Genomic DNA, 21,761 nt, shown 5'->3' with positions numbered 1-21,761 from the left:
CGCGCCGCCTCGGTGTCCCGGGCACGCAGCGCGCCCAGGATCTGCCGGTGCTCGTGCAGGGTCCGGCTGACGGCGTGCTCCTGGGTGAGCCCGCGCCACACCCGGGCACGCGTCGTCGGCCCGGACAGCCCGTCCAGCAGCGAGCACAGCACGGAGTTGCCGGAGGCGGTGACGATCCGGCGGTGGAACTCCAGGTCGGCTGCGACGAGTTCCTCCACGGAGGGCTCCTCGCCGAGCGCGTCCAGCCCGGCCTCCAGGGCGTCCAGCTCGCTCTCCGGGATGCGGGTCCCGGCCATCGCGGTGGCGGCGGGCTCCAGGATGCGCCGCACCGCGAGGAACTCCAGCACCGTGTCGTCGCGGTGGAAGTCCACCACGAAGCTCATGGCCTCCAGCAGCAGTTGGGGATCCAGGCTGGTCACATAGGTGCCGTCGCCCTGCCGTACGTCCAGGATGCGGATCAGCGCCAGCGCCCGTACGGCCTCGCGCAGGGAGTTGCGCGACAGGCCCAGCTCGGTCGCCAGCTCGCTCTCCTTGGGCAGCCGGTCGCCGGGGCGCAGCGCGCCGGAGACGATCATCCCCTTGATCTTCTCGATCGCCTCGTCGGTAACCGCCACTCTGCCTCCTCGTACCCGTGCTGTCCGCTCGGCCTGCTCGGCGGCGGAACCTGCCGAGACATCCGATCTCTCGGCCTTCATTATGACTCCACCGGCGCGCACCAGCCCCGCCGGTACGCCGTCCAGTCGTCCCCGGTCGCGGCGAAGTCGACATAGAGGGCCAGCCCGAAGTGCTCACGGTGCCGGTCGGCACGGGCCAGCCCCAGCCGGGCACCGCGCACCGCGGCGGACGCCGTCTCCGCCGACGCATGGTGCCCCATGTCGTCGGTGTGGAAGAACGGCACCCCCATCAGCACATCGACCTCGTCCGGCGCCGCCGACAGCGCCAGCTCCGTCTGCCGGGCGACATAGCCGCCGTACAGGCTCTCCAGCGGCAGCGCGGTGTCGTAGGACATCACGGCGATCTGGTCGACCCGGCGTGCCACCTGCCCGAAGTACCCCTTCGACCACCACTTGCCGCGGCCCGTCACGGCCCCGGAGACGGTGTGCATCCCCGGCAGGGGATCGATCTGGTGCGCGGCCACCGACAGCAGTCCGCCCTCGTCCGCCACGGCGGGCCGCAGGCCGTCCAGCAGCCGCAGATAGTCGCCGTCGTCGGAGCGCAGCGGCTCCAGATCGAAGTGCACCCCGTCGAAGCCGGCCCTGAGCACCTGCCGGGCGCTGTCCACCACGGTGCGGCGCGCGCCGACGTCGGCCAGCCGCAGCCCACCGCCCTCGTCCCGCCCGTACACCAGACGGTCCCCGAGCCACGCCTGGACGCGTACCCCGGGCAGCCTGCGGTGCACGGCGTCCACGAGCCAGGCCGCGCGGGGGTACCGCTGGGGGCGCAGCGCCCCGTCGTGCTCCAGGGGGCCCGTGTGCACATACAGATCGCGCAGCCCGGTGCCGGCCGCCCGCCGGGTCAGCGCCGCCAGGTCGCGCTCGCCGCGGCGGCCGTCCAGCCAGGCGTGGCCCAGCCACAGGGCGTCCCTGCCGCGGGTCCTGGCGTCGGCCGGCGGATCGCCCGCGTACTCGATCCGCAGCGCCGTACCCGCCGCCGCGACCGGCAGCACCACCACGGCCGTGAGCGCCAGCGCGAGGCCCGCCAGCCGGCGCCGCGCCCGGGTCCGCCCCGGCAGCCGCGGCACGAACCGCCTGCGGCGCCCCGGCCTCGTACCGTCCGGCGCCCCGGACCCCGCGGGCCCGTCCGCTCCGTGCGGCCCGTGCGTGGTGCCGGTGCCGTCCGTCCGGGCGCCTTCCGTGCCGGCGCTGTCCGTGCCGGTGCTGTCCGTGCCGGCGCTGTCCGTCCCGGTGCTGCCGGACGGGCCGTGCGGCGTCCGTGCGCCCGTCCGTACCCCCGTGTACTCGCGCATGGCGAGACCCTGCCACGCCCCGCGCGGGCCGGGAACGCCGGGGTGGAATCTGTGACGGAACCGGCGAACGGCCGTTCCGGGGCGCCGGGTCCGCACCACCGCGCACGGACCGGGCGCCCCGGAACAGGGAGCGGCCCCGGCCGGAGACTCCGGCCGGGGCCCGGGGGTGCCGGGGGCGGCGGGGGTCCGCCCCCGGCACGGCGGACGGACACGGGACGGGGGGACCGTGTCCGGTGTGGTCACCGCTGGGCGAGCAGCTCCTCGATGCGGCCGCGGACGGCGTCGTCGTCCAGGCCGCGGATCGTCAGCGTGGTGCGGCGGCGCGCCACGTCGTCGACTGTCTCGGCCCACTCGTGGTCGCGTGCGTAGACGACCTGCGCCCAGATCTCCGGGCCGTCGGGGTGGATCCGCTCGCCCAGCGCCGGGTCCTCGTTCACCAGCCGCGCGATGTCGAAGGACAGCGAGCCGTAGTGCGTGGCGAGCTGACGGGCGGTCAGCGGGTCCATGCGCACGCCCGGTTCGCGGTCCACCAGCAGCCGGTGCGCGACGGCGTTCGGGTTGGCGATGCCGGGCAGCGGCACGTGCCGCACCAGCGCCTTGACCGGCTCCATGTCCTCGGCGATGGTGCCGCCGGGCAGCTTCGCCAGCTTGTTCATCACCGTCCGGCCGATGTGCCGGTACGTCGTCCACTTGCCGCCGGCCACCGACAGCATGCCGCCGCGGCCCTCGGTGACGACCGTCTCGCGCTTGGCGGACTCGACGCCGCCGGGGCCGCCCGGCAGCACCCGCAGACCCGCGAAGGCGTAGGTCATCAGATCGCGGGAGAGGTCGGCGTCGCGCACCGAGAAGGCCGCCTCGTCCAGGATCTGCTGGATGTCGGACTCGGTCGCCCGGACGTCGGCCGGGTCGCCGGTGTACTCCTCGTCCGTGGTGCCCAGCAGCAGCTGGTCCTCCCACGGCAGCGCGAAGGTGATGCGGTACTTGTCGATGGGCGTGGCCATCGCGGCACGCCAGGGCGACTTGCGCTTCAGCACCAGGTGCGCGCCCTTGGACAGCCGGATGGACGGGGCGGCGCCGCTGTCCTCCATCGTCCGCAGGTGGTCCACCCAGGGGCCGGTGGCGTTCAGCACGAGGCGCGCGTCGACGCCGAACTCGGTGCCGTCCATCCGGTCCTTGAGCTCGGCGCCCGTGACCCGGCCGCGGGTGAAGCGCAGCCCGGTGACCTCGGCGTGGTTGAGGACCGTGGCACCGGAGTCGACGGCCGCGCGGACGGTCATCACGGCCATGCGCGAGTCGTTCATCTGGTGGTCGCCGTAGACCGCGACCGCCTTGAGGTCCTCGGTGCGCAGCGCCGGGTTGTCGGCCGCCGCCTTGGCGGGGCTGATCACCCGGCCGACGCCGTCGCCGAAGGCGGACAGCGCGGAGTAGGCGAACACACCGGCGCCCAGCTTGGCCGCGCCGTGCGGGCCGCCCTTGTAGACGGGCAGGTAGAAGGTGAGCGGGTTGACCAGGTGCGGGGCCACGTCCTTGGCCAGCACCCGACGCTCGTGGTGGTTCTCCGCGACGAGCTTGACCGCACCGGTCTGGAGGTAGCGCAGACCGCCGTGCACCAGCTTCGACGACGCGGAGGAGGTGGCGCCGGCGAAGTCACCGGCGTCCACCATCGCCACCCGCAGCCCCGACTGCGCCGCATGCCAGGCGACCGAGGTCCCCAGGATGCCGCCGCCTATGACCAGGAGGTCGTACGTCGCGTTCGCGAGCCGCTCTCTGATCTCGGCGCGGCCGGGGTTGCTGCCGGCGGCCGGGTGCGTCCCGAGGGAGGGGACGCTCTGCAGGGTGTTCATTGCTTTCAGCTCTCCTCTTCGATCCAGCCCATGGTCCGCTGCACGGCCTTGAGCCAGTTGCGGTATTCCCGCTCACGCGTCTCCGCGTTCATACGGGGGGTCCATTCCGCCGCGCGCTTCCAGTTGGCCCGCAGCTCGTCGGTGTCCGACCAGAAGCCGACCGCGAGTCCGGCCGCGTAGGCGGCGCCCAGACAGGTCGTCTCGGCGACCATCGGACGCACGACCGGGGCGTCCATGACGTCCGAAATGGTCTGCATCAGCAGGTTGTTGGCGGTCATGCCGCCGTCCACCTTCAGCGCCGTCAGCTCGACGTCGGAGTCCTTCTGCATGGCGTCGACGATCTCGCGGGTCTGCCAGGCCGTGGCCTCCAGCACCGCACGCGCCAGGTGCGCCTTGGTGACGTACCGGGTCAGGCCGGCGATCACACCGCGGGCGTCCGAACGCCAGTAGGGCGCGAACAGCCCGGAGAACGCCGGGACGAAGTACGCGCCGCCGTTGTCCTCGACCGAGCTGGCGAGCGTCTCGATCTCGGCCGCGCTGTTGATCAGGCCCATCTGGTCGCGCATCCACTGCACCAGCGAGCCGGTGACCGCGATGGAGCCCTCCAGCGCGAAGACCGGCTGCTGGTCGCCGATCTGGTAACCGACCGTCGTGAGCAGCCCGTTGTAGGAGTTGACGGGCTCGTTCCCGGTGTTCATCAGCAGGAACGTGCCGGTGCCGTACGTCGACTTGGCCTCGCCCGTCGAGTAGCAGGTCTGGCCGAACAGCGCCGCCTGCTGGTCACCGAGGGCCGAGGCGACGGGCAGCCCGGCCAGGTCGCCGGTGGCCTCGCCGTACACCTCGGCGGAGGAGCGGATCTCCGGCAGCAGCGCCATGGGCACGCCCAGGGAGTTGCAGATCTTCTCGTCCCAGCTCATGGTGTGCAGGTTCATGAGCATGGTGCGCGAGGCGTTGGTGACGTCGGTGACGTGCACGCCGCCGTTCGGGCCGCCGGTGAGGTTCCAGATGACCCACGAGTCCATGGTGCCGAACAGGATCTCGCCGTTCTCCGCGCGGCCGCGCAGCCCGGGCACGTTGTCCAGCAGCCAGCGGATCTTCGGCCCGGCGAAGTAGGAGGCCAGCGGCAGCCCCGTCTCGCGCCGGAAGCGGTCCTGCCCGACGTTGCGGCCGAGCTCTCTGCACAGCGCGTCGGTGCGGGTGTCCTGCCAGACGATGGCGTTGTGCACCGGCTTGCCGGTCGCCTTCTCCCACAGCAGGGTCGTCTCGCGCTGGTTGGTGATACCGAGCGCCAGGACGTCCTTCTTGGTGACCCCGGCCTTCTCCATCGCGCCCTTGACGACCTGCTGGACGTTGGTCCAGATCTCGGCGGCGTCGTGCTCGACCCAGCCGGGCCGCGGCAGGATCTGCTCGTGCTCCTTCTGGTCGACCGAGACGATGCGGCCGTCCTTGTCGAAGACGATGCAGCGGCTGGACGTGGTGCCCTGGTCGATGGCCGCGATGAAGGGGCCGCCGCCGTGCGCGGAGGCGGTCGTGTGGTTCTCGCTCATGGTGTGCTCCGATACTTCGTTCCGGTCGGTCGGCGAGTGCGTCCTACGGTCACTCATCCCCAGGCCACGTTGTAGAGCCCGGCGGCGATCGCGGCTCCCAGCAGCGGGCCGACGACCGGGATCCAGGCGTAACTCCAGTCGCTGCCGCCCTTGTTGGGCAGCGGGAGCACCGCGTGGATGATGCGCGGCCCGAGGTCACGGACGGGGTTGATCGCGTACCCCGTGGGACCACCGAGCGAGAGACCGATACCGACGACGACCAGGGCCGTGATCAGGGCGCCCAGCTGCCCCAGCCCGACGACATGGCCCTCCACGTCCTTCGAGAGGCCCTGGGTCAGGATCGCGAAGATCAGCACGAAGGTGGCGACGACCTCGGTGAGGAGGTTCAGCAGCGGCTTGCGGACCTCGGGGGAGGTGAAGAAGACGCCGTGCACGGGGCCCGGGTTCGCGTTCTTCAGCTCGGCGGCGTCCGGCTCGCGCAGCGTCGCCTGGAACTGGCCGTAGTAGGCGACCCACACCAGGACGGCGCCGAGCATCGCCCCGAGCAGCTCGCTGCCCATGTAGACGGGCACGTCGCTCCACGGAGTGTCCCCCTTGATCGCGAGCGCCAGCGTCACCGCCGGGTTCAGATGCGCTCCCGAGGGCTGGGCGATGTACGCGCCCGTGAGGACGGCGAGACCCCAGCCGAAGGCGATGGCGACCCAGCCGGCCTCGAACGCCTTGGACCGTTTCAGATTGACGGCGGCGCACACACCGCCACCGAGGAGGACCAGCACCATCGTGCCGATGACCTCGCTCGTAAAGATGTCGGAGCTGGACACCCGCGAGACTCCTTTGTCCTTTTGTCCATGGGCACCTCCTCGGCCGGAGACCGCGGAGGGGATGGGCGGGCCGGTTGTTAACGTCCGGTGTTCGACAATGTCGACCGCCGAACGGCAACTTTTCTCCTTCGTCGACTTTCCGTCAAGGGGGTGTGACGGATGACTCCTGCGAGCCATCCTGGAGCCGCCCGGCACGGTCGGCACGTCGGCGGCGTCCGCCCGGAGAAGGGCGCCCTCTCGGGCCGGTGCGCCCGGGCCCGCCCCGCGTACGCGCACCGCCCGCCGCCCGCGGCGCGCCCGGAGGCACGTCAGCGGCGCGGCCGGAAATCGACCCTCCGGTTCAGAAGCGCCGGGCGCCCAGATCCCGGGACACCGCACGCGCCGTGTCCCGCACGGCCGCCACCAGCAGCGGCCGCAGCTCCTCGCCCTCGCAGACCCGCTCCACCGCCCCCGTGATCCCCACCGCCCCCACCGGCATCCGCCGCCGGTCGAAGACGGGCGCCGCGACCGAGGCCAGCCCGTCCCAGGTCTCCTCCACATCCGCCGCCCAGCCCCGCGCCCGGGTCAGCTCCAGCGCCGACTCGAACTGCTCGGCCCCGGTGACGGTGCGCTCGGTGAACCGCTGCCGCTCGCCGTCCAGCGCCTCGCTGAGCGCCACCGGGTCGTAGGCCGCCAGCACCTTCCCGAGGGCCGTGCTGTGCAGCGGCTGCATGGCACCGACCTCCAGCACCTGCCGGCTGTCGTCGGGACGGAAGACGTGGTGCACGATCAGCACGCCCTGCTGGTGCAGTACGCCCAGATAGACGCTCTCGCCGGAGGAACGGGCCAGATCGTCCGTCCAGACCAGGGCGCGGGCCCGTAGCTCGTGCACGTCGAGATAGCTGTTGCCGAGCCGCAGCAGTTCGGCCCCGAGCTGGTACTTGCCGGTGGCCGGATCCTGTTCGACGAAGCCCTCCTGCTGGAGGGTGCGGATCAGCCCGTGCGCGGTGCCCTTGGCGAGATCGAGTGCCGAGGCGATCTCGGAGAGACCGAGCCTGCGCTCACCACCCGCGAGCAGGCGCAGCACCGCGGCCGCGCGCTCCAGTGACTGGATGGTCCGGGCCATCGGTCCTCCCTGACCTGCTGCGCTCCAAGTTCGACAATGTCGAACGCTAACCCCTGATGTCGACGGAGCGGTAGTCGGGTTCGAGTCTATGACTGTCCGCTGGACGGAATGTCTACCGGCGCTCTTGCGCCCGCCCTATACGCTGACCGGGTGCGCTGCTTCACCCGCGGCGCAAAGCCGACAGCCGTCGCATCCCAGGGAGCTCTTCCATGGCCTCGTCGCCGAGCAGTACGTCCGCATCCCCGGCCGCCTCCAAGGCCCCGGCCTCTCCGGCCTCCTCGGCCGCCCCGGCTTCCGCGGAATCCCCCGCCGGCATCTCGCCCGCCGCCCGCGCCGACGCCCTCCGCCGGGCACTCGCCGAACGCGTCGTCGTCGCCGACGGCGCGATGGGCACGATGATCCAGGCGCAGGACCCCACGCTTGACGACTTCGAGCAGCTCGAAGGCTGCAACGAGATCCTGAACGTGACGCGTCCCGACATCATCCGATCCGTCCACGAGGAGTACTTCGCCGCCGGCGTCGACTGCGTCGAGACCAACACCTTCGGCGCCAACCACGCGGCGCTCGGCGAGTACGAGATCACCGACCGGATCTTCGAACTGTCCGAGAAGGGCGTCGCGATCGCCCGCGAGGTCGCCGACGAGTTCGGCGCCCGGGACGGCCGCCAGCGCTGGGTCCTCGGCTCGATGGGCCCCGGCACCAAGCTGCCGACCCTCGGCCACGTCCCCTACGCCACCCTCCGCGACGCCTACCAGCAGAACGCCGAGGGCATGATCGCGGGCGGCGCCGACGCGCTGCTCGTCGAGACCACCCAGGACCTCCTCCAGACCAAGTCGGCGCTGATCGGCGCCCGCCGCGCGATGGACGCCACCGGCGTCTCCCTCCCGCTGATCTGCTCGGTCACCGTCGAGACGACCGGCACCATGCTGCTCGGCTCCGAGATCGGCGCCGCGCTCACCGCCCTGGAGCCGCTGGGCATCGACATGATCGGGCTCAACTGCGCGACGGGCCCCGCCGAGATGAGCGAGCACCTGCGCTACCTCGCCCAGCACTCCCGCATCCCGCTGTCGTGCATGCCGAACGCGGGTCTGCCGGTGCTCGGCAAGGACGGAGCGCACTACCCGCTCACCCCGCAGGAGCTGGCCGAGGCGCACGAGGGCTTCGTCCGCGACTACGGCCTGTCCCTCGTGGGCGGCTGCTGCGGTACGACGCCCGAGCACCTGCGGCAGCTCGTCGAGCGGGTCCGCGGCGCCGAGCGCACCGAGCGCCGCCCCGCTGCCGAGCCCGGCGCCGCCTCGCTCTACCAGACGGTGCCCTTCCGCCAGGAGACGTCCTACCTGGCCATCGGCGAGCGCACCAACGCCAACGGCTCGAAGAAGTTCCGCGAGGCCATGCTGGAGGGCCGCTGGGACGACTGCGTGGAGATGGCCAGGGACCAGATCCGCGAGGGCGCGCACATGCTCGACCTGTGCGTCGACTACGTCGGCCGGGACGGCGTCGCCGACATGCAGGAGCTGGCCGGCCGGTTCGCCACCGCCTCCACGCTGCCCATCGTGCTGGACTCCACCGAGGTGGACGTCATCCAGGCCGGGCTGGAGAAGCTGGGCGGCCGTGCCGTGATCAACTCCGTCAACTACGAGGACGGCGACGGCCCCGACTCCCGCTTCGCCCGCGTCAGCCGGCTGGCCGGCGAGCACGGCGCCGCGCTGATCGCGCTGACGATCGACGAGGAGGGTCAGGCCCGCACCCCCGAGAAGAAGGTCGAGATCGCCCAGCGGATCATCGCCGACCTGACGCAGAACTACGGCATCCGCGAGAGCGACATCCTCGTCGACTGTCTGACCTTCACCATCTGCACGGGCCAGGAGGAGTCCCGCAAGGACGGCGTCGCCACCATCGAGGCCATCCGCGAGCTGAAGCGCCGGCACCCCGAGGTGCAGACGACGCTGGGCCTGTCGAACATCTCCTTCGGCCTCAACCCGGCCGCGCGCATCGTCCTCAACTCCGTCTTCCTGGACGAGTGCGTCAAGGCCGGGCTGGACTCGGCGATCGTGCACGCCTCGAAGATCCTGCCCATCGCCCGGTTCGACGAGGAGCAGGTCGAGACCGCCCGGGACCTGATCTTCGACCGCCGCCGGGAGGGCTACGACCCGCTCCAGAAGCTCATGGCGCTGTTCGAGGGCGCCACCGCCAAGTCGATGAAGGCGGGCAAGGCCGAGGAGCTGGCGGCGCTGCCGCTGGAGGAGCGGCTCCAGCGCCGCATCATCGACGGCGAGCGCAACGGCCTGGAGGAGGACCTCGACGAGGCGCTGGCCGAGCGGCCGGCCCTGGACATCGTCAACGACACGCTGCTGGCCGGGATGAAGGTCGTCGGCGACCTGTTCGGCTCCGGGCAGATGCAGCTGCCGTTCGTCCTCCAGTCGGCCGAGGTCATGAAGACCGCCGTCGCCTATCTCGAACCGCACATGGAGAAGAGCGAGGACGACGAGGGCAAGGGCACCATCGTGCTGGCCACGGTGCGCGGCGATGTGCACGACATCGGCAAGAACCTGGTGGACATCATCCTGTCCAACAACGGCTACCAGGTGGTCAATCTCGGCATCAAGCAGCCCGTTTCGGCCATCCTCGACGCGGCCAAGGAGCACGCGGCGGACGTCATCGGGATGTCCGGCCTCCTGGTGAAATCCACCGTGATCATGAAGGAGAACCTGGAGGAGCTGAACGCCCGCAGCATGGCGGGCGACTTCCCCGTCATCCTCGGCGGCGCCGCCCTCACCCGCGCCTACGTCGAACAGGACCTCCACGAGGTCTACGACGGCGAGGTGCGCTACGCCAAGGACGCCTTCGAGGGCCTCTCCCTGATGGACGCGCTGATGGACGTCAAGCGCGGCGTCCCCGGCGCGAGCCTGCCCCCGCTCAAGCAGCGCCGGGTGCCCAAGCGCGACATCGAGATCCCGGAGCAGGAGGTCAACGACGGCTCGGTCCGCTCCGACGTCGCCGTCGACAACCCGGTGCCCGAGCCCCCGTTCTGGGGGACGCGCGTCATCAAGGGCATCGGCCTGAAGGAGTACGCGTCCTGGATCGACGAGGGCGCGCTCTTCAAGGGCCAGTGGGGCCTCAAGGAGTCCCGCAAGGGTGACGGGCCCTCCTACGAGGAACTGGTGGAGAGCGAGGGCCGTCCGCGGCTGCGCGGCTGGCTGGAGCGGCTGCACACGGAGAACCTGCTCGAAGCCGCCGTCGTCTACGGCTACTTCCCCTGCTACTCCAAGGGCGACGATCTGATCCTGCTGAACGAGGACGGCAGCGAACGCACCCGGTTCACCTTCCCCCGGCAGCGCCGCGGCCGCCGGCTGTGCCTGGCCGACTTCTTCCGGCCGGAGGACTCCGGGGAGCGGGACGTGGTCGGCCTCCAGGTCGTCACCGTCGGCTCGAAGATCGGGGAGAAGACCGCCGAGCTGTTCGCCGAGGACGCCTACCGCGACTATCTGGAGCTGCACGGGCTCTCCGTCCAGCTCGCCGAGGCCATGGCCGAGTACTGGCACGCCCGGGTCCGCTCGGAGCTGGGCTTCGCCGGTGAGGACCCGGAGCAGATGGCAGGCATGTTCGACCTGAAGTACCGGGGAGCCCGCTTCTCCCTCGGCTACGGCGCCTGCCCCAACCTGGAGGACCGCGCCAAGATCGCCGAGCTGCTGCACCCCGAGCGCATCGGTGTCGAGCTGTCCGAGGAGTTCCAGCTGCACCCCGAGCAGTCCACCGACGCGATCGTCCTCCACCACCCCGAGGCCAAGTACTTCAACGCCCGCTGACGGCGCTCGTCGTACACTGATCGGTCCGGTACAGGCCGGTCGCCCCCACTCCACCGGAGATCCACGGGGAATCCCCAGGGAGGCCCGTGGGAGGCCCGTGGGAGACCCGTGGGAGAGGGGTGACCGGCCTTCTCGTCCCTTCAGGAGGTGGACGCGGATGGCCAGTTCTCAGCCCGCCGTCGGCACGCTCACGGCCGAGGAGGAGCCCGCACTCCAGGCGGTGCTGCTCGACATGGACGGCACCCTCGTCGACACCGAGGACTTCTGGTGGGACGCCGAACGCGAGGTCTTCGCCGAGCTCGGACACGAGCTGCGCGAGGAGTGGCGCGCCGAGGTGGTGGGCGGGCCCATGTCGCGCTCCGCCGGCTTCCTCATCGAGGCCACGGCCGCCGACATCGCGCTGGAGGAGGTGAGCGCCCTGCTCAACGCGAAGTTCGTGGAACGGCTGGACGGCGGCGTCCCGCTGATGCCCGGCGCCCGCAGGCTGCTGACCGAGCTGGCCGCGCACCACGTTCCCGCCGCGCTGGTCTCCGCCTCGCACCGCGAGGTCGTCGACCGCATGCTCAAGTCGCTGGGGCCGGAGAACTTCGCCCTGACCGTCGCCGGGGACGAACTGACCCGGACCAAGCCGCACCCCGACCCCTATCTGACGGCCGCTCAGCGGCTCGGTGCCGACCCGGCGCGGTGCGCCGTGCTGGAGGACACGGCGACCGGTGTGGCGGCGGCCGAGGCGGCCGGCTGCCCGGTGGTCGTGGTGCCCTCGGTGGCGCCCATCGCGCCCAAGTCGGGCCGTACGGTGGTCGATTCACTCGAAGAGGTCGATCTGCGCTTCCTCCGCGCCCGCATCGCGGGGCTGCGCTGAGCGTGGCTCCCGGCCCCTCCGGGGCGGGCGCCGGGCCGGCGCCGGGAGCGGCGGGAACCCAGGGGAGCGGGGCGTGTGTCCAGCGTGACCGCCGTCCGAATACCGGCGTCCGTACCGGGAGTTGGCGGCGTGATGTTCCTCACGTGCACCCCTCTCGACAGACTTCCCGCCGTGTGGTGGAGCGGCGTCGAGTGGGGGAATTCCCGTTCCCTTGTGTCCGTATTGGTGGAACGACGCGGAGTACGTTCCTACGTCCGGATTGCGGACAGCAGGCTTCCGGCTCCGCTGTGTGAAAGCGGCGATCCCGACCGTCCCTCCGGTATTCCCGCGGCCGACGATTAATGTCGTGCCACCGGCCATTCCACCCTGCAACAAACCCCGGCCGGACGAGGAGATCGCCGACCATGAACCGTAAGACTGTGGTGCTGCCCGTAGTGGCCGGGCTGCTCGCGCCCGTGCTGGCCGGCTGCGGGTCCGATGGGGGCGGAAGCGGCGACGGCGATCCCATCGTCGTCGGCACGACGGAGCACTTCGCCGTCACCGAGGCCAACCCCGCGCCCTTCGACCCGGCAGCCGCCTACGACGTGTCCGCCTGGTCCATCATGGGCAACACCTTCCAGACCCTGGTCCGGGTGCCGCGCAGCGGGACGGAGCCGGAGATGGACGCCGCCTCCAAGTGCGGGTTCACCGACGCGCAGAACGAGCAGTACCGCTGCACCCTGCGCAAGGGACTCACCTTCTCCAACGGCCACGAAGTCGACGCCAAGGACGTGGAGTTCTCCGTGAACCGCGTCAAGGCCATCAAGCACAAGGGCGGCCCGTCCTCCCTGTTCGCCAACGTGGACAAGGTCGAGGCCACCGGCGCACGCCAGGTCGTCTTCCATCTCAAGGCGCCGGACGCGACGTTCCCCTACAAGCTGAGCACGCCGGCGGCGGCCATCGTCGACAGCGAGACGTACTCGGCGAAGTCGCTGGAGAAGGGCTTCAAGGTCGTCGGCTCCGGGCCGTACGCGCTCGACGACTTCGACACGAAGAACCACAAGGCGACGTTCAGCAAGAACCCGCACTACCAGGGCGGGATCGACATGAACAACGACAAGATCGAGATGCGCTTCTTCAACAGCTCGTCCGCCATGGAGAAGGCGCTGTCGGCCGGCGACATCGACGTGATGGGCCGCACCATCACCCCCAGCCAGGTCGGCAAGCTCCAGAAGGCCACGACCAAGGGCATCGATCTCGTCGAGCAGGCCGGCCAGGAGATCCGCTACATCGCCTTCAACACCGAGGGCCCGATCGGCGGCAAGAAGGCCGTCCGGCAGGCCATGGCGCAGCTCATCGACCGCCAGGACATCGTCAAGGCCGCCTACGACCGGACCGTCGAGCCGCTGTACAGCGTGGTGCCCAAGGGGCTGCCGCCGCACCGGAATTCGTTCTTCAACAAGTACGGCAGCCCGAGCCGGGACAAGGCCAAGAACATCCTCACCCGGGCCGGCATCAACACCCCGGTGAAGATGACGCTGATGTACACGACGGACCACTACGGCGAGGCCACCGCCAAGGAGTTCGCGGTCCTCAAGAAGCAGCTCAACGACAGCGGGCTGTTCCAGGTGAAGACCAAGGGCGTCGCGTGGGACGACTACCGTCCCGCGGCCACCGGCGGCAAGTACGACGTGTACGGCTACGGCTGGTACCCGGACTTCCCCGACGCCGACAGCTTCGTCGGGCCCTTCTTCGAGCGGGACAACTTCCTCGGCTCGCCGTACCGCAACCAGGAGATCACCGGCAAGCTGCTGCCCCGCACCCGCCGCCAGACCGAACGGGCCAGCACCAGCAGCTCGTTCGGCCGGGTGCAGGACATCGTCGCTGAGGACGTGCCGCTGCTGCCGCTGTGGCAGGGCAAGCAGTACCTCGCGGCACGCGACGACATCACCGGCGTCGAATGGGCGCTCAACTCCTCGTCCATGCTCCAGTTCTGGGAGCTCGGCCGCGGCAAGGAGAGCTGACACCCCGCGCGGAGCCGACACCTCGCGCGGACGCAGCACCGACGACGGGACCCCCGCCGGGCACCGGCCCGACGGGGGTCCCGTCGTCGTTCCTCCCGCACCCGGGCCGCCGCACGCGCGTGCGGCCCGCGCGGGCCCGCCGCTCGCCGTCAGGACGCGCCGGGGCGCACCAGGCCGCTCTCGTAGGCGTACACCGCGGCCTGCACCCGGTCGCGCAGACCGAGCTTCGTCAGGACGTGGCCCACATGCGTCTTGACCGTCGTCTCGCTCACGAACAGATCCGCGGCGATCTCCGCGTTCGACAGCCCCCGCGCGACGAGCTTCAGCACCTCCACCTCGCGCTCCGTCAGCTGATCCAGCGTGTCCGGCAGCGGCTCCTCACCGGACGGCAGCTTGCCCGCGTACTTGTCCAGCAGCCTGCGGGTGATGCTGGGCGCCAGCATCGCCTCGCCGGCCGCCACCACCCTGATCGCCTGCACCAGCTCGCCCGCCGGCGCGTCCTTGAGCAGAAAGCCGCTCGCACCGGCACGCAGCGCCTCGACGACGTACTCGTCCAGATCGAAGGTCGTCAGCACCAGCACCTTGGCCGGGCCGTCCTTCGCCGGGCCGGTGATCCGGCGGGTGGCCTCGACGCCGTCCATCCGCGGCATCCGGATGTCCATCAGCACCACATCCGGCTGGAGCGCCCGCACCTGATCCAGCGCCTGGAGGCCGTCCCCCGCCTCGCCCACCACCGCTATGTCCTGCTCGGCCTCCAGAATCATCCGGAAGCCGGTACGCAGGAGCGGCTGGTCGTCCACCAGCAGAACGCGGATTGCCACGGAAACTCCTCCAGTGGGCGGCAGTGGGTGGCCCCATTCTCACCCAGCCGGGCAATCAGCCACCGGCTGCCCCTGACGCCGGCTCCTCGGCGCCCGCGCCGGGCTCCCGCGGCTCCGGCAGCCTCGGCTGGATCATCAGCGGGTACGGCGGGGGAGTACCCCCGAACTCCGGGCAGTGCGCCTGGTGATCGCACCACCCGCACAGCTTGCCCGGCTTGGGCCGCCAGTCCCCCGTCTCCGTCGCCCGCTGGATCGCGTCCCACAGCGCCAGCAGCTTGCGCTCGACACCGCGCAGATCGCTCTCGTCCGGATCGTAGGTGAGCACCTCACCGCCGCCGCCCAGGAAGACCAGCTGGAGCCGGCGCGGCACCACCCCGCGCAGCCGCCACAGCACGAGCGCGTAGAACTTCATCTGGAACAGCGCGCCGTCGGCGAACTCCGGCCGGGGCGCCTTGCCCGTCTTGTAGTCGACGACGCGGACCTCGCCGGTCGGCGCCACGTCCACGCGGTCGATGATCCCGCGCAGCCGCAGCCCCGATTCCAGCCGCGCCTCCACGAACAGCTCACGCTCCGCCGGCTCCAGCCGCGTCGGGTCCTCCAGCGTGAACCAGCGCTCGACCAGCTCCTCGGCCTCCGCCAGCCAGCGGGCCAGCCGCGGCCCGTGCTGCCGGGCCCCGCCCTCCCCGGAGGAGCCGGGCGCACCGCCCGCGCCGTCCTGCGCCTCGCTCCCGGCACCCGCCCCGGCCGCACCGGCCGCCGCTGCGTCCGCCGGGCCGCTCTCCGGTCCGTCCTCCGGCTCGTCCTCGGCGAACAGCTCCGCCAGTTCGGGCCGCTTGGCGAGCAGCCGCTCCCACTCGCCCACCACCAGGCTGCGCGCCCGCGGCGCACTGCGTTCCGGGCGCGGGGCGTCGAAGATCCGCTCCAGCACCGCGTGCACGACCGTTCCCCGGGTGGCGGCGGCCGACGGCTTCTCCGGCAGTTTGTCGATCACCCGGAAGCGGTAGAGCAGCGGGCACTGCATGAAATCGGACGCGCGCGAGGGCGACAGCGAGTTCGGGGGCGTGGCCGCGCTGTTTTTCATGACGTCAGACCCTACGGCCCACGACCGACAACGGACACTTACCATCGACGGCAGACGCCCTCGCACTGCATGATCGTCAGGACCGCGCTCGCAGCGGGGTGCGAGGGCAGCAGCAGAGGGGAACCCGTGGCGGACACGGACAACGACGGGAAGCCGCGGACCAGCGGCCCGGCCGGGGAAGGCGGCACCGAGCGCCGCCCTTCGGCCACGCGGCCTTCCGACCCTTCTGCACCGGCCGAGCCGACCGAGCCCGCGAAACCGTCCGCCCCGACGCCCGGCGCCTCCCCCGAAAAGAGTGACGAGCCGGGGAAGAACGACGAGTCCGCAGCGAGCGGCGAGTCCACAACGAGCGACAACGGCACGGGCAGCACGGGCAGCACGAGCGGTCACGGCCCGGGCCCCGACAGGAGCGGCCAGGACCCCGGCGAGCAGAACCCCGGCAACAAGGACAAGAACGACAAGCAGGAAGAGCAGCAGGAGACCCCCGGCAGCTCCGAGAAACCCGGCGGGCCCGAGGAGCCCGAGGCATCCGCCGAGCGGCCTGAGAAGTCCGCGGGGCAGCCCGGCCGTCCCGCGGAGCAGGCCGAGCAGCCCGCGGGGCAGCCTGACCAGTCCGCAGGGCAGCCCGGAGGGCTCGGGGAGCCCGGGGAGCCCGGGAAGAAGGGGCCGCAGGCGTCGCCCGGCGCGGGGCAGGCGCCGCCCGCCGTTCCGCCGAAGCGGCCGGCACCGCCCGGCGGCGGCATCCTGATGGGCAAGCCCTTCGGCGTCCCGGTCTACGTCGCGCCGTCGTGGTTCCTCGTCGCCGCCCTGATCACCTGGGTCTTCGGCGGCCAGCTCGACCGCGTCCTGCCGGATGTCGGCGCCGCCCGCTATCTGATCGCGCTGTTCTTCGCCGTAGCCTTCTACGCCTCCGTCCTGGTGCACGAGCTGGCGCACACCGTCGCCGCGCTGCGCTTCAAGCTGCCGGTACGCCGTATCCAGTTGCAGTTCTTCGGCGGGGTCTCGGAGATCGAGAAGGAGACGGAGACGCCCGGCAAGGAGTTCGTCCTCGCGTTCGTCGGCCCGCTGTTCTCGCTCGCCCTCGCGGGCGTCTTCTACGCCGGTATGCACGCCGTCGAGCCGCGCACGGTGCCGGGCGTCCTGCTGGCCGGGCTGATGATCTCGAACCTGCTCGTCGCCGTCTTCAATCTGCTGCCGGGGCTGCCGCTGGACGGCGGCCGGATGCTGCGCGCCGTCGTCTGGAAGATCAGCGGCAAGCCGATGACGGGCACCGTCGCCGCCGCCTGGGTCGGCCGCGCGCTCGCGATCGCCGTCCTGGTGGGCCTTCCGCTGGCGACCCGGGCCGGCGGGGTGGCGCGGGGCGGCGTCAGCGGCATGGACGCGCTCACCGACGCCCTGCTGGCCGCGATCCTCGCCGCCATCATCTGGACGGGCGCCGGGAACAGCCTGCGCATGGCCCGGCTGCGCGAACGCCTCCCCGAGCTGCGGGCCCGCACCCTGACCCGGCGCGCGGTGCCGGTCGAGACGGACACCCCGCTGTCGGAGGCGCTGCGCCGGGCGAACGAGGCCGGTGCCCGCGCCCTGGTCGTCGTCGACGGCAGGGGAGACCCGCTCTCGCTGGTGCGGGAGAGCGCGATCGCCGGCATCCCGCAGCACCGCCGCCCGTGGGTGGCGGTCAGCACCCTGGCCCAGGACCTCAAGGAGGGCATGCGCGTCCCCGCCGAGCTGGCGGGCGAGGACCTCCTGGAGTATCTGCGGGCGACACCGGCGACCGAGTACCTCGTGGTCGAGGAGACGGGCGAGATCTACGGCGTCCTGTCGACGACGGACGTCGAGCGTGCGTTCGTCGCGGCCATGGCAAAGCCCTCCTCGACGTAGCCGCCCCCGGCGGACCCGATAGGCTGTCCGTATGTCCGAACCGACCGGTGCCGCCCGCCGACGCGGGCCCTTCAAGGTCGGGGATCAGGTCCAGCTCACCGACCCCAAGGGCCGCCATTACACGATCACCCTCGAAGAGGGGAAGAGCTTCCACACGCACAAGGGAGCCTTTCCGCACGAGGAGCTGATCGGGCAGCCCGAGGGCACGGTTGTCCGTACCACCGGGAACGTCGCCTACCTCGCGCTGCGCCCCCTGCTCCCCGACTATGTCCTGTCCATGCCCCGGGGAGCCGCTGTCGTCTACCCCAAGGACGCCGGCCAGGTGCTCGCCATGGCCGACATCTTCCCCGGCGCACGCGTCGTGGAAGCGGGTGTCGGCTCCGGCTCGCTGAGCACCTTCCTGCTGCGCGCCATCGGCGACCAGGGGATGCTGCACTCCTACGAGCGGCGTGCCGACTTCGCCGAGATCGCCCAGAAGAACGTCGAGCGCTACTTCGGCAGCCCCCACCCGGCCTGGACGCTCACCGTCGGGGATCTCCAGGACAACCTCTCCGACACCGACGTCGACCGCGTCATCCTGGACATGCTCGCCCCCTGGGAGTGCCTGGAGGCCGTCTCCAAGGCCCTCGTGCCCGGCGGCATCCTGTGCGCCTACGTCGCGACGACGACGCAGATGGCGCGCATGGTCGAGTCCGTGCGCGAGTTCGGCACGTTCAACGAGCCGCAGGCGTGGGAGACGATGGTGCGCAACTGGCACGTCGAGGGCCTCGCCGTCCGCCCCGACCACCGCATGATCGGCCACACCGGCTTCCTGCTCACCGCCCGCCGCCTCGCCGACGGCGTCGAGCCGCCGCTGCGCCGCCGCCGCCCCGCGAAGGGCGCCTACGGCGAGGACTACACCGGCCCCGGCAGCCAGTCCGGCGGCCGCGCCTCCTGACCGAATCCACCCCGCTGCCCCGCGCCCCCGGAACACAACCGGGCCGCGGGGCAGCGCTGTTGAGGCCCGTGCGCGTCGCAGCGGGCCCCGGGTAAGGCCCGGGCAAGGGGGGACCCGGCCGTTCCGCCCCGATGTGACGTGTGGCACGATGCTGGACACCTCCTCCACCCCCTGCCACACCACGGGAGTCACCGCGCGTGACCGCACTGCCGCACACCCGCACCCGCCCCGTCCACTGGCTCGCCACCGCCGCCGCGCTCGGCGCCGTCCTCGGTGGCGCCGCGCTGCTGAAGCCCGCCGACGCCACGGCCGGCCCCGCCCACGGCTCCGCCGCCACCGCACACGCGCCGGACGCCGGTGCCGCGCGCTACCCCCTCGACTGCGGCCCGGCCGGACGCCCCGACGTACTGGACCACGCCGCCGCCGACTTCGACGGTGACGGCGTGCCCGAGACCGTCGCCGTCGTCCGCTGCCACGCCGAGGGCGGGACGCCGCCCAGCGCCGCCTTCGTGCTCACCCGCCCGGAACACGACGGCGACCGTCCGCGGATCGCCGCCACCCTGGTGCGGCAGCAGGAGGGGCTGACGGTCCAGGGCCTCAAGGCGCACGGCCGCACGGTCTCCGCGACGCTCGTCGGCTACTCGTCCCCCGATGTGCCGCGTTGCTGCCCGGACAAGCAGCGGAACGTCAAGTGGGAGTGGAAGAACGGGAAGTTCGCGCTCACCCCGGCCCCGGTGGCCGGCGGCGTCCGGGTCTGAACAGGCCGCGGCGGAGGCGCTCCGCCGGGCCCCCGCGCGGCCGGGCCGCAGGCGCGCACCGGGCAGCCACGAAAGGGTCGTGCCGCACGACCGCCGGGGCGCCCCGGACTGCCGGAATCCGTCACGCCCCGTGGCCCGGCGGACGCGGAACGCCTCCCGCCGGACGGTCTCGGAGCGCCTCGGCGAGGCCCCGCGGAAGGGCTTGATCCGGTCGCCCGCCGTTTCCCCTCCGAGGCGAAACAGGGCCACCCTGGAAGGGTGTTGACGACGCCTGCGGTGCCGTGGACCTGCGGTCGGCCGCTTTCGGATCGTGATGGGTGGGTATCCCCCAGTCGGGAGGGAGTGCGCAAGGGTGAAGATCGGACACACCCCGACCGTCTTTGTGATCTAGGGGTTTCAACCTGCACCGGCCCAGGTAGGGTCGAAGCGTCCAGCTCCCCCTGGAGGAGGTGAGGACCGTGGCAGCCCACGACGACGACACCAACCGCGGGATCCGGCCCGGTCGGGGTTCCGAAGACCCTTCCGGCCAGATCGCCTACCTTGAGCAGGAAATCGCCGTCCTGCGCCGCAAGCTCGCCGACTCTCCGCGACACACTCGTATTCTCGAGGAGCGGATCGTCGAGCTGCAGACCAACCTGGCCGGTGTGTCCGCCCAGAACGAGCGGCTCTCCAACACGCTGCGCGAGGCCCGCGACCAGATCGTGGCCCTCAAGGAAGAGGTGGACCGGCTGGCACAGCCGCCGGCGGGTTTCGGCGTCTTCCTGGCGGCGAACGAGGACGGTACGGCGGACATCTTCACCGGGGGCCGCAAGCTCCGGGTGAACGTCAGCCCGAACGTCGAGCTCGACGAGCTGAAGCGCGGCCAGGAGCTGATGCTCAACGAGGCGCTCAACGTGGTCGAGGCCATGGAGTTCGAGCGCGCGGGTGACATCGTCACCCTCAAGGAAGTCCTGGACGACGGGGAGCGGGCCCTGGTGGTGGGCCACACCGACGAGGAGCGCGTGGTGCGCCTCGCCGAACCCCTGCTGAACGCCACGCTCCGGGCCGGGGACGCCCTGCTCCTGGAGAGTCGCTCCGGGTACGTCTACGAGGTCGTCCCGAAGAGCGAGGTCGAGGAACTGGTCCTCGAAGAGGTCCCGGACATCGACTACAAGAAGATCGGTGGTCTCGGCGGCCAGATCGAGCAGATCCGGGACGCGGTCGAGCTTCCCTATCTGTACCCCGACCTCTTCCGCGAGCACGAACTGCGCCCGCCCAAGGGCGTGCTGCTCTACGGCCCGCCCGGCTGCGGCAAGACGCTCATCGCCAAGGCGGTCGCCAACTCGCTGGCGAAGAAGGTCGCCGAGGTGACGGGCAAGCCCCAGGGCAAGAGCTACTTCCTGAATATCAAGGGCCCCGAGCTGCTCAACAAGTACGTCGGCGAGACCGAGCGGCACATCCGGCTGGTCTTCCAGCGGGCCAGGGAGAAGGCCAGCGAAGGCACCCCGGTCATCGTCTTCTTCGACGAGATGGACTCGCTGTTCCGCACCCGCGGTTCCGGCGTCAGCTCGGACGTGGAGAACACCATCGTCCCGCAGCTGCTCTCCGAGATCGACGGTGTGGAGGGCCTGGAGAACGTCATCGTCATCGGCGCCTCCAACCGCGAGGACATGATCGACCCGGCGATCCTGCGTCCCGGACGCCTCGATGTGAAGATCAAGATCGAGCGCCCGGACGCCGAGGCGGCCAAGGACATCTTCTCCAAGTACCTCACGGCGAACCTGCCGCTGCACGCGGACGACGTCGCGGAGCACGGCGGCAATGTGGAGGCCGCCGTCGACGCGATGATCCAGTCCGTCGTCGAGCAGATGTACGCCGAGTCAGAGGAGAACCGCTTCCTGGAGGTCACCTACGCCAACGGCGACAAGGAAGTTCTCTACTTCAAGGACTTCAACTCCGGTGCCATGATCGAGAACATCGTGGGCCGCGCCAAGAAGATGGCGATCAAGGCGTACCTCGACCAGAACCAGAAGGGCCTGCGCGTCTCCCATCTGCTCGCCGCCTGCGTCGACGAGTTCAAGGAGAACGAGGACCTGCCCAACACCACCAACCCGGACGACTGGGCCCGTATCTCCGGGAAGAAGGGCGAGCGGATCGTCTACATCCGCACGCTCGTCACGGGCAAGCAGGGCGCGGACACCGGCCGTTCCATCGACACGGTGGCCAACACCGGCCAGTACCTGTAACACGGGGCCGTTCCGGCTGCGGGTCCCCGCGGGGCACCCGCAGCCGGATCGTTTCCGGCAGGGCCAAGGAAGTCCGCAAGGTGATCTCCCCACTTCGGCCCGTGCGG

15 protein-coding genes are annotated in these 21,761 nt (G+C 71.3%); 7 read left to right on the top strand and 8 right to left on the bottom strand.

What is annotated here, in order from left to right:
• The 6 genes from SCA03_RS30190 to SCA03_RS30165 all read right to left on the bottom strand — a co-directional run.
• Positions 1–614, bottom strand: a 614-nt coding sequence (locus tag SCA03_RS30190; RefSeq protein WP_086817970.1) for a FadR/GntR family transcriptional regulator, incomplete at its 3' end; no start/stop codon positions are given.
• A gap of 80 nt (positions 615–694) precedes the next feature.
• On the bottom strand, positions 695–1,966 hold the full coding sequence (locus SCA03_RS30185) for a glycoside hydrolase family 18 protein (protein ID WP_230989007.1): 1,272 nt from the start codon (positions 1,964–1,966) through the stop codon (positions 695–697).
• Between the two features lie 239 nt (positions 1,967–2,205).
• Positions 2,206–3,810, bottom strand: coding sequence for a glycerol-3-phosphate dehydrogenase/oxidase (locus tag SCA03_RS30180; RefSeq protein ID WP_030884206.1), 1,605 nt, complete (start codon positions 3,808–3,810; stop codon positions 2,206–2,208).
• Between the two features lie 5 nt (positions 3,811–3,815).
• Positions 3,816–5,357: a glycerol kinase GlpK gene (glpK, locus tag SCA03_RS30175; protein WP_030884202.1), complete on the bottom strand. Its 1,542-nt coding sequence runs from the start codon at positions 5,355–5,357 to the stop codon at positions 3,816–3,818.
• Positions 5,358–5,410: 53 nt separating this feature from the next.
• Positions 5,411–6,178, bottom strand: a complete 768-nt coding sequence (locus SCA03_RS30170) for an MIP/aquaporin family protein (RefSeq protein ID WP_030884199.1) — start codon at positions 6,176–6,178, stop codon at positions 5,411–5,413.
• Positions 6,179–6,518: 340 nt separating this feature from the next.
• Entirely contained in the window at positions 6,519–7,283 is a 765-nt protein-coding gene (locus SCA03_RS30165) for an IclR family transcriptional regulator (protein WP_030884197.1), read from the bottom strand.
• Positions 7,284–7,492: 209 nt separating this feature from the next.
• Here SCA03_RS30165 and metH point away from each other — a divergent pair, with 209 nt between their 5' ends.
• The 3 genes from metH (at position 7,493) to SCA03_RS30150 (ending at position 13,954) form a co-directional block, all read left to right on the top strand.
• The gene (gene metH / locus SCA03_RS30160; protein WP_078873486.1) at positions 7,493–11,089 is read left to right on the top strand and encodes a methionine synthase; all 3,597 of its coding nucleotides are present in this window, start codon (positions 7,493–7,495) and stop codon (positions 11,087–11,089) included.
• A 157-nt stretch (positions 11,090–11,246) separates the two neighbouring features.
• Positions 11,247–11,951, top strand: a complete 705-nt coding sequence (locus SCA03_RS30155) for an HAD family hydrolase (RefSeq protein WP_086817613.1) — start codon at positions 11,247–11,249, stop codon at positions 11,949–11,951.
• 404 nt (positions 11,952–12,355) lie between these two features.
• A complete protein-coding gene (locus SCA03_RS30150; protein ID WP_086817615.1) occupies positions 12,356–13,954 on the top strand; it encodes an ABC transporter substrate-binding protein in 1,599 nt (532 codons plus the stop codon).
• A 149-nt stretch (positions 13,955–14,103) separates the two neighbouring features.
• Here SCA03_RS30150 and SCA03_RS30145 read toward each other — a convergent pair whose 3' ends face one another.
• Positions 14,104–14,775: a response regulator gene (locus SCA03_RS30145; protein ID WP_030884188.1), complete on the bottom strand. Its 672-nt coding sequence runs from the start codon at positions 14,773–14,775 to the stop codon at positions 14,104–14,106.
• A gap of 55 nt (positions 14,776–14,830) precedes the next feature.
• Complete coding sequence (locus SCA03_RS30140; protein WP_078873484.1) at positions 14,831–15,856, bottom strand: RecB family exonuclease; 1,026 nt, start codon at positions 15,854–15,856, stop codon at positions 14,831–14,833.
• Between the two features lie 69 nt (positions 15,857–15,925).
• On the opposite strand from SCA03_RS30140, the gene SCA03_RS30135 reads away from it, so the two are divergent.
• The 4 genes from SCA03_RS30135 to arc all read left to right on the top strand — a co-directional run bounded on the left by SCA03_RS30135 (position 15,926) and on the right by arc (position 21,654).
• Positions 15,926–17,734: a site-2 protease family protein gene (locus tag SCA03_RS30135; RefSeq protein WP_212766882.1), complete on the top strand. Its 1,809-nt coding sequence runs from the start codon at positions 15,926–15,928 to the stop codon at positions 17,732–17,734.
• Positions 17,735–17,765: 31 nt separating this feature from the next.
• Positions 17,766–18,671, top strand: a complete 906-nt coding sequence (locus SCA03_RS30130) for a tRNA (adenine-N1)-methyltransferase (protein WP_030884182.1) — start codon at positions 17,766–17,768, stop codon at positions 18,669–18,671.
• A gap of 197 nt (positions 18,672–18,868) precedes the next feature.
• Complete coding sequence (locus SCA03_RS30125) at positions 18,869–19,429, top strand: hypothetical protein (protein WP_030894696.1); 561 nt, start codon at positions 18,869–18,871, stop codon at positions 19,427–19,429.
• Between the two features lie 458 nt (positions 19,430–19,887).
• Complete coding sequence (arc, locus tag SCA03_RS30120; protein ID WP_030884176.1) at positions 19,888–21,654, top strand: proteasome ATPase; 1,767 nt, start codon at positions 19,888–19,890, stop codon at positions 21,652–21,654.
• The last annotated feature ends 107 nt before the right edge of the window (positions 21,655–21,761 follow it).

Origin of the sequence: Streptomyces cacaoi, assembly GCF_006539165.1 — a bacterium.
Taxonomy (GTDB): domain Bacteria; phylum Actinomycetota; class Actinomycetes; order Streptomycetales; family Streptomycetaceae; genus Streptomyces; species Streptomyces cacaoi.
This window is presented reverse-complemented; position numbering and strand designations above follow the sequence as displayed.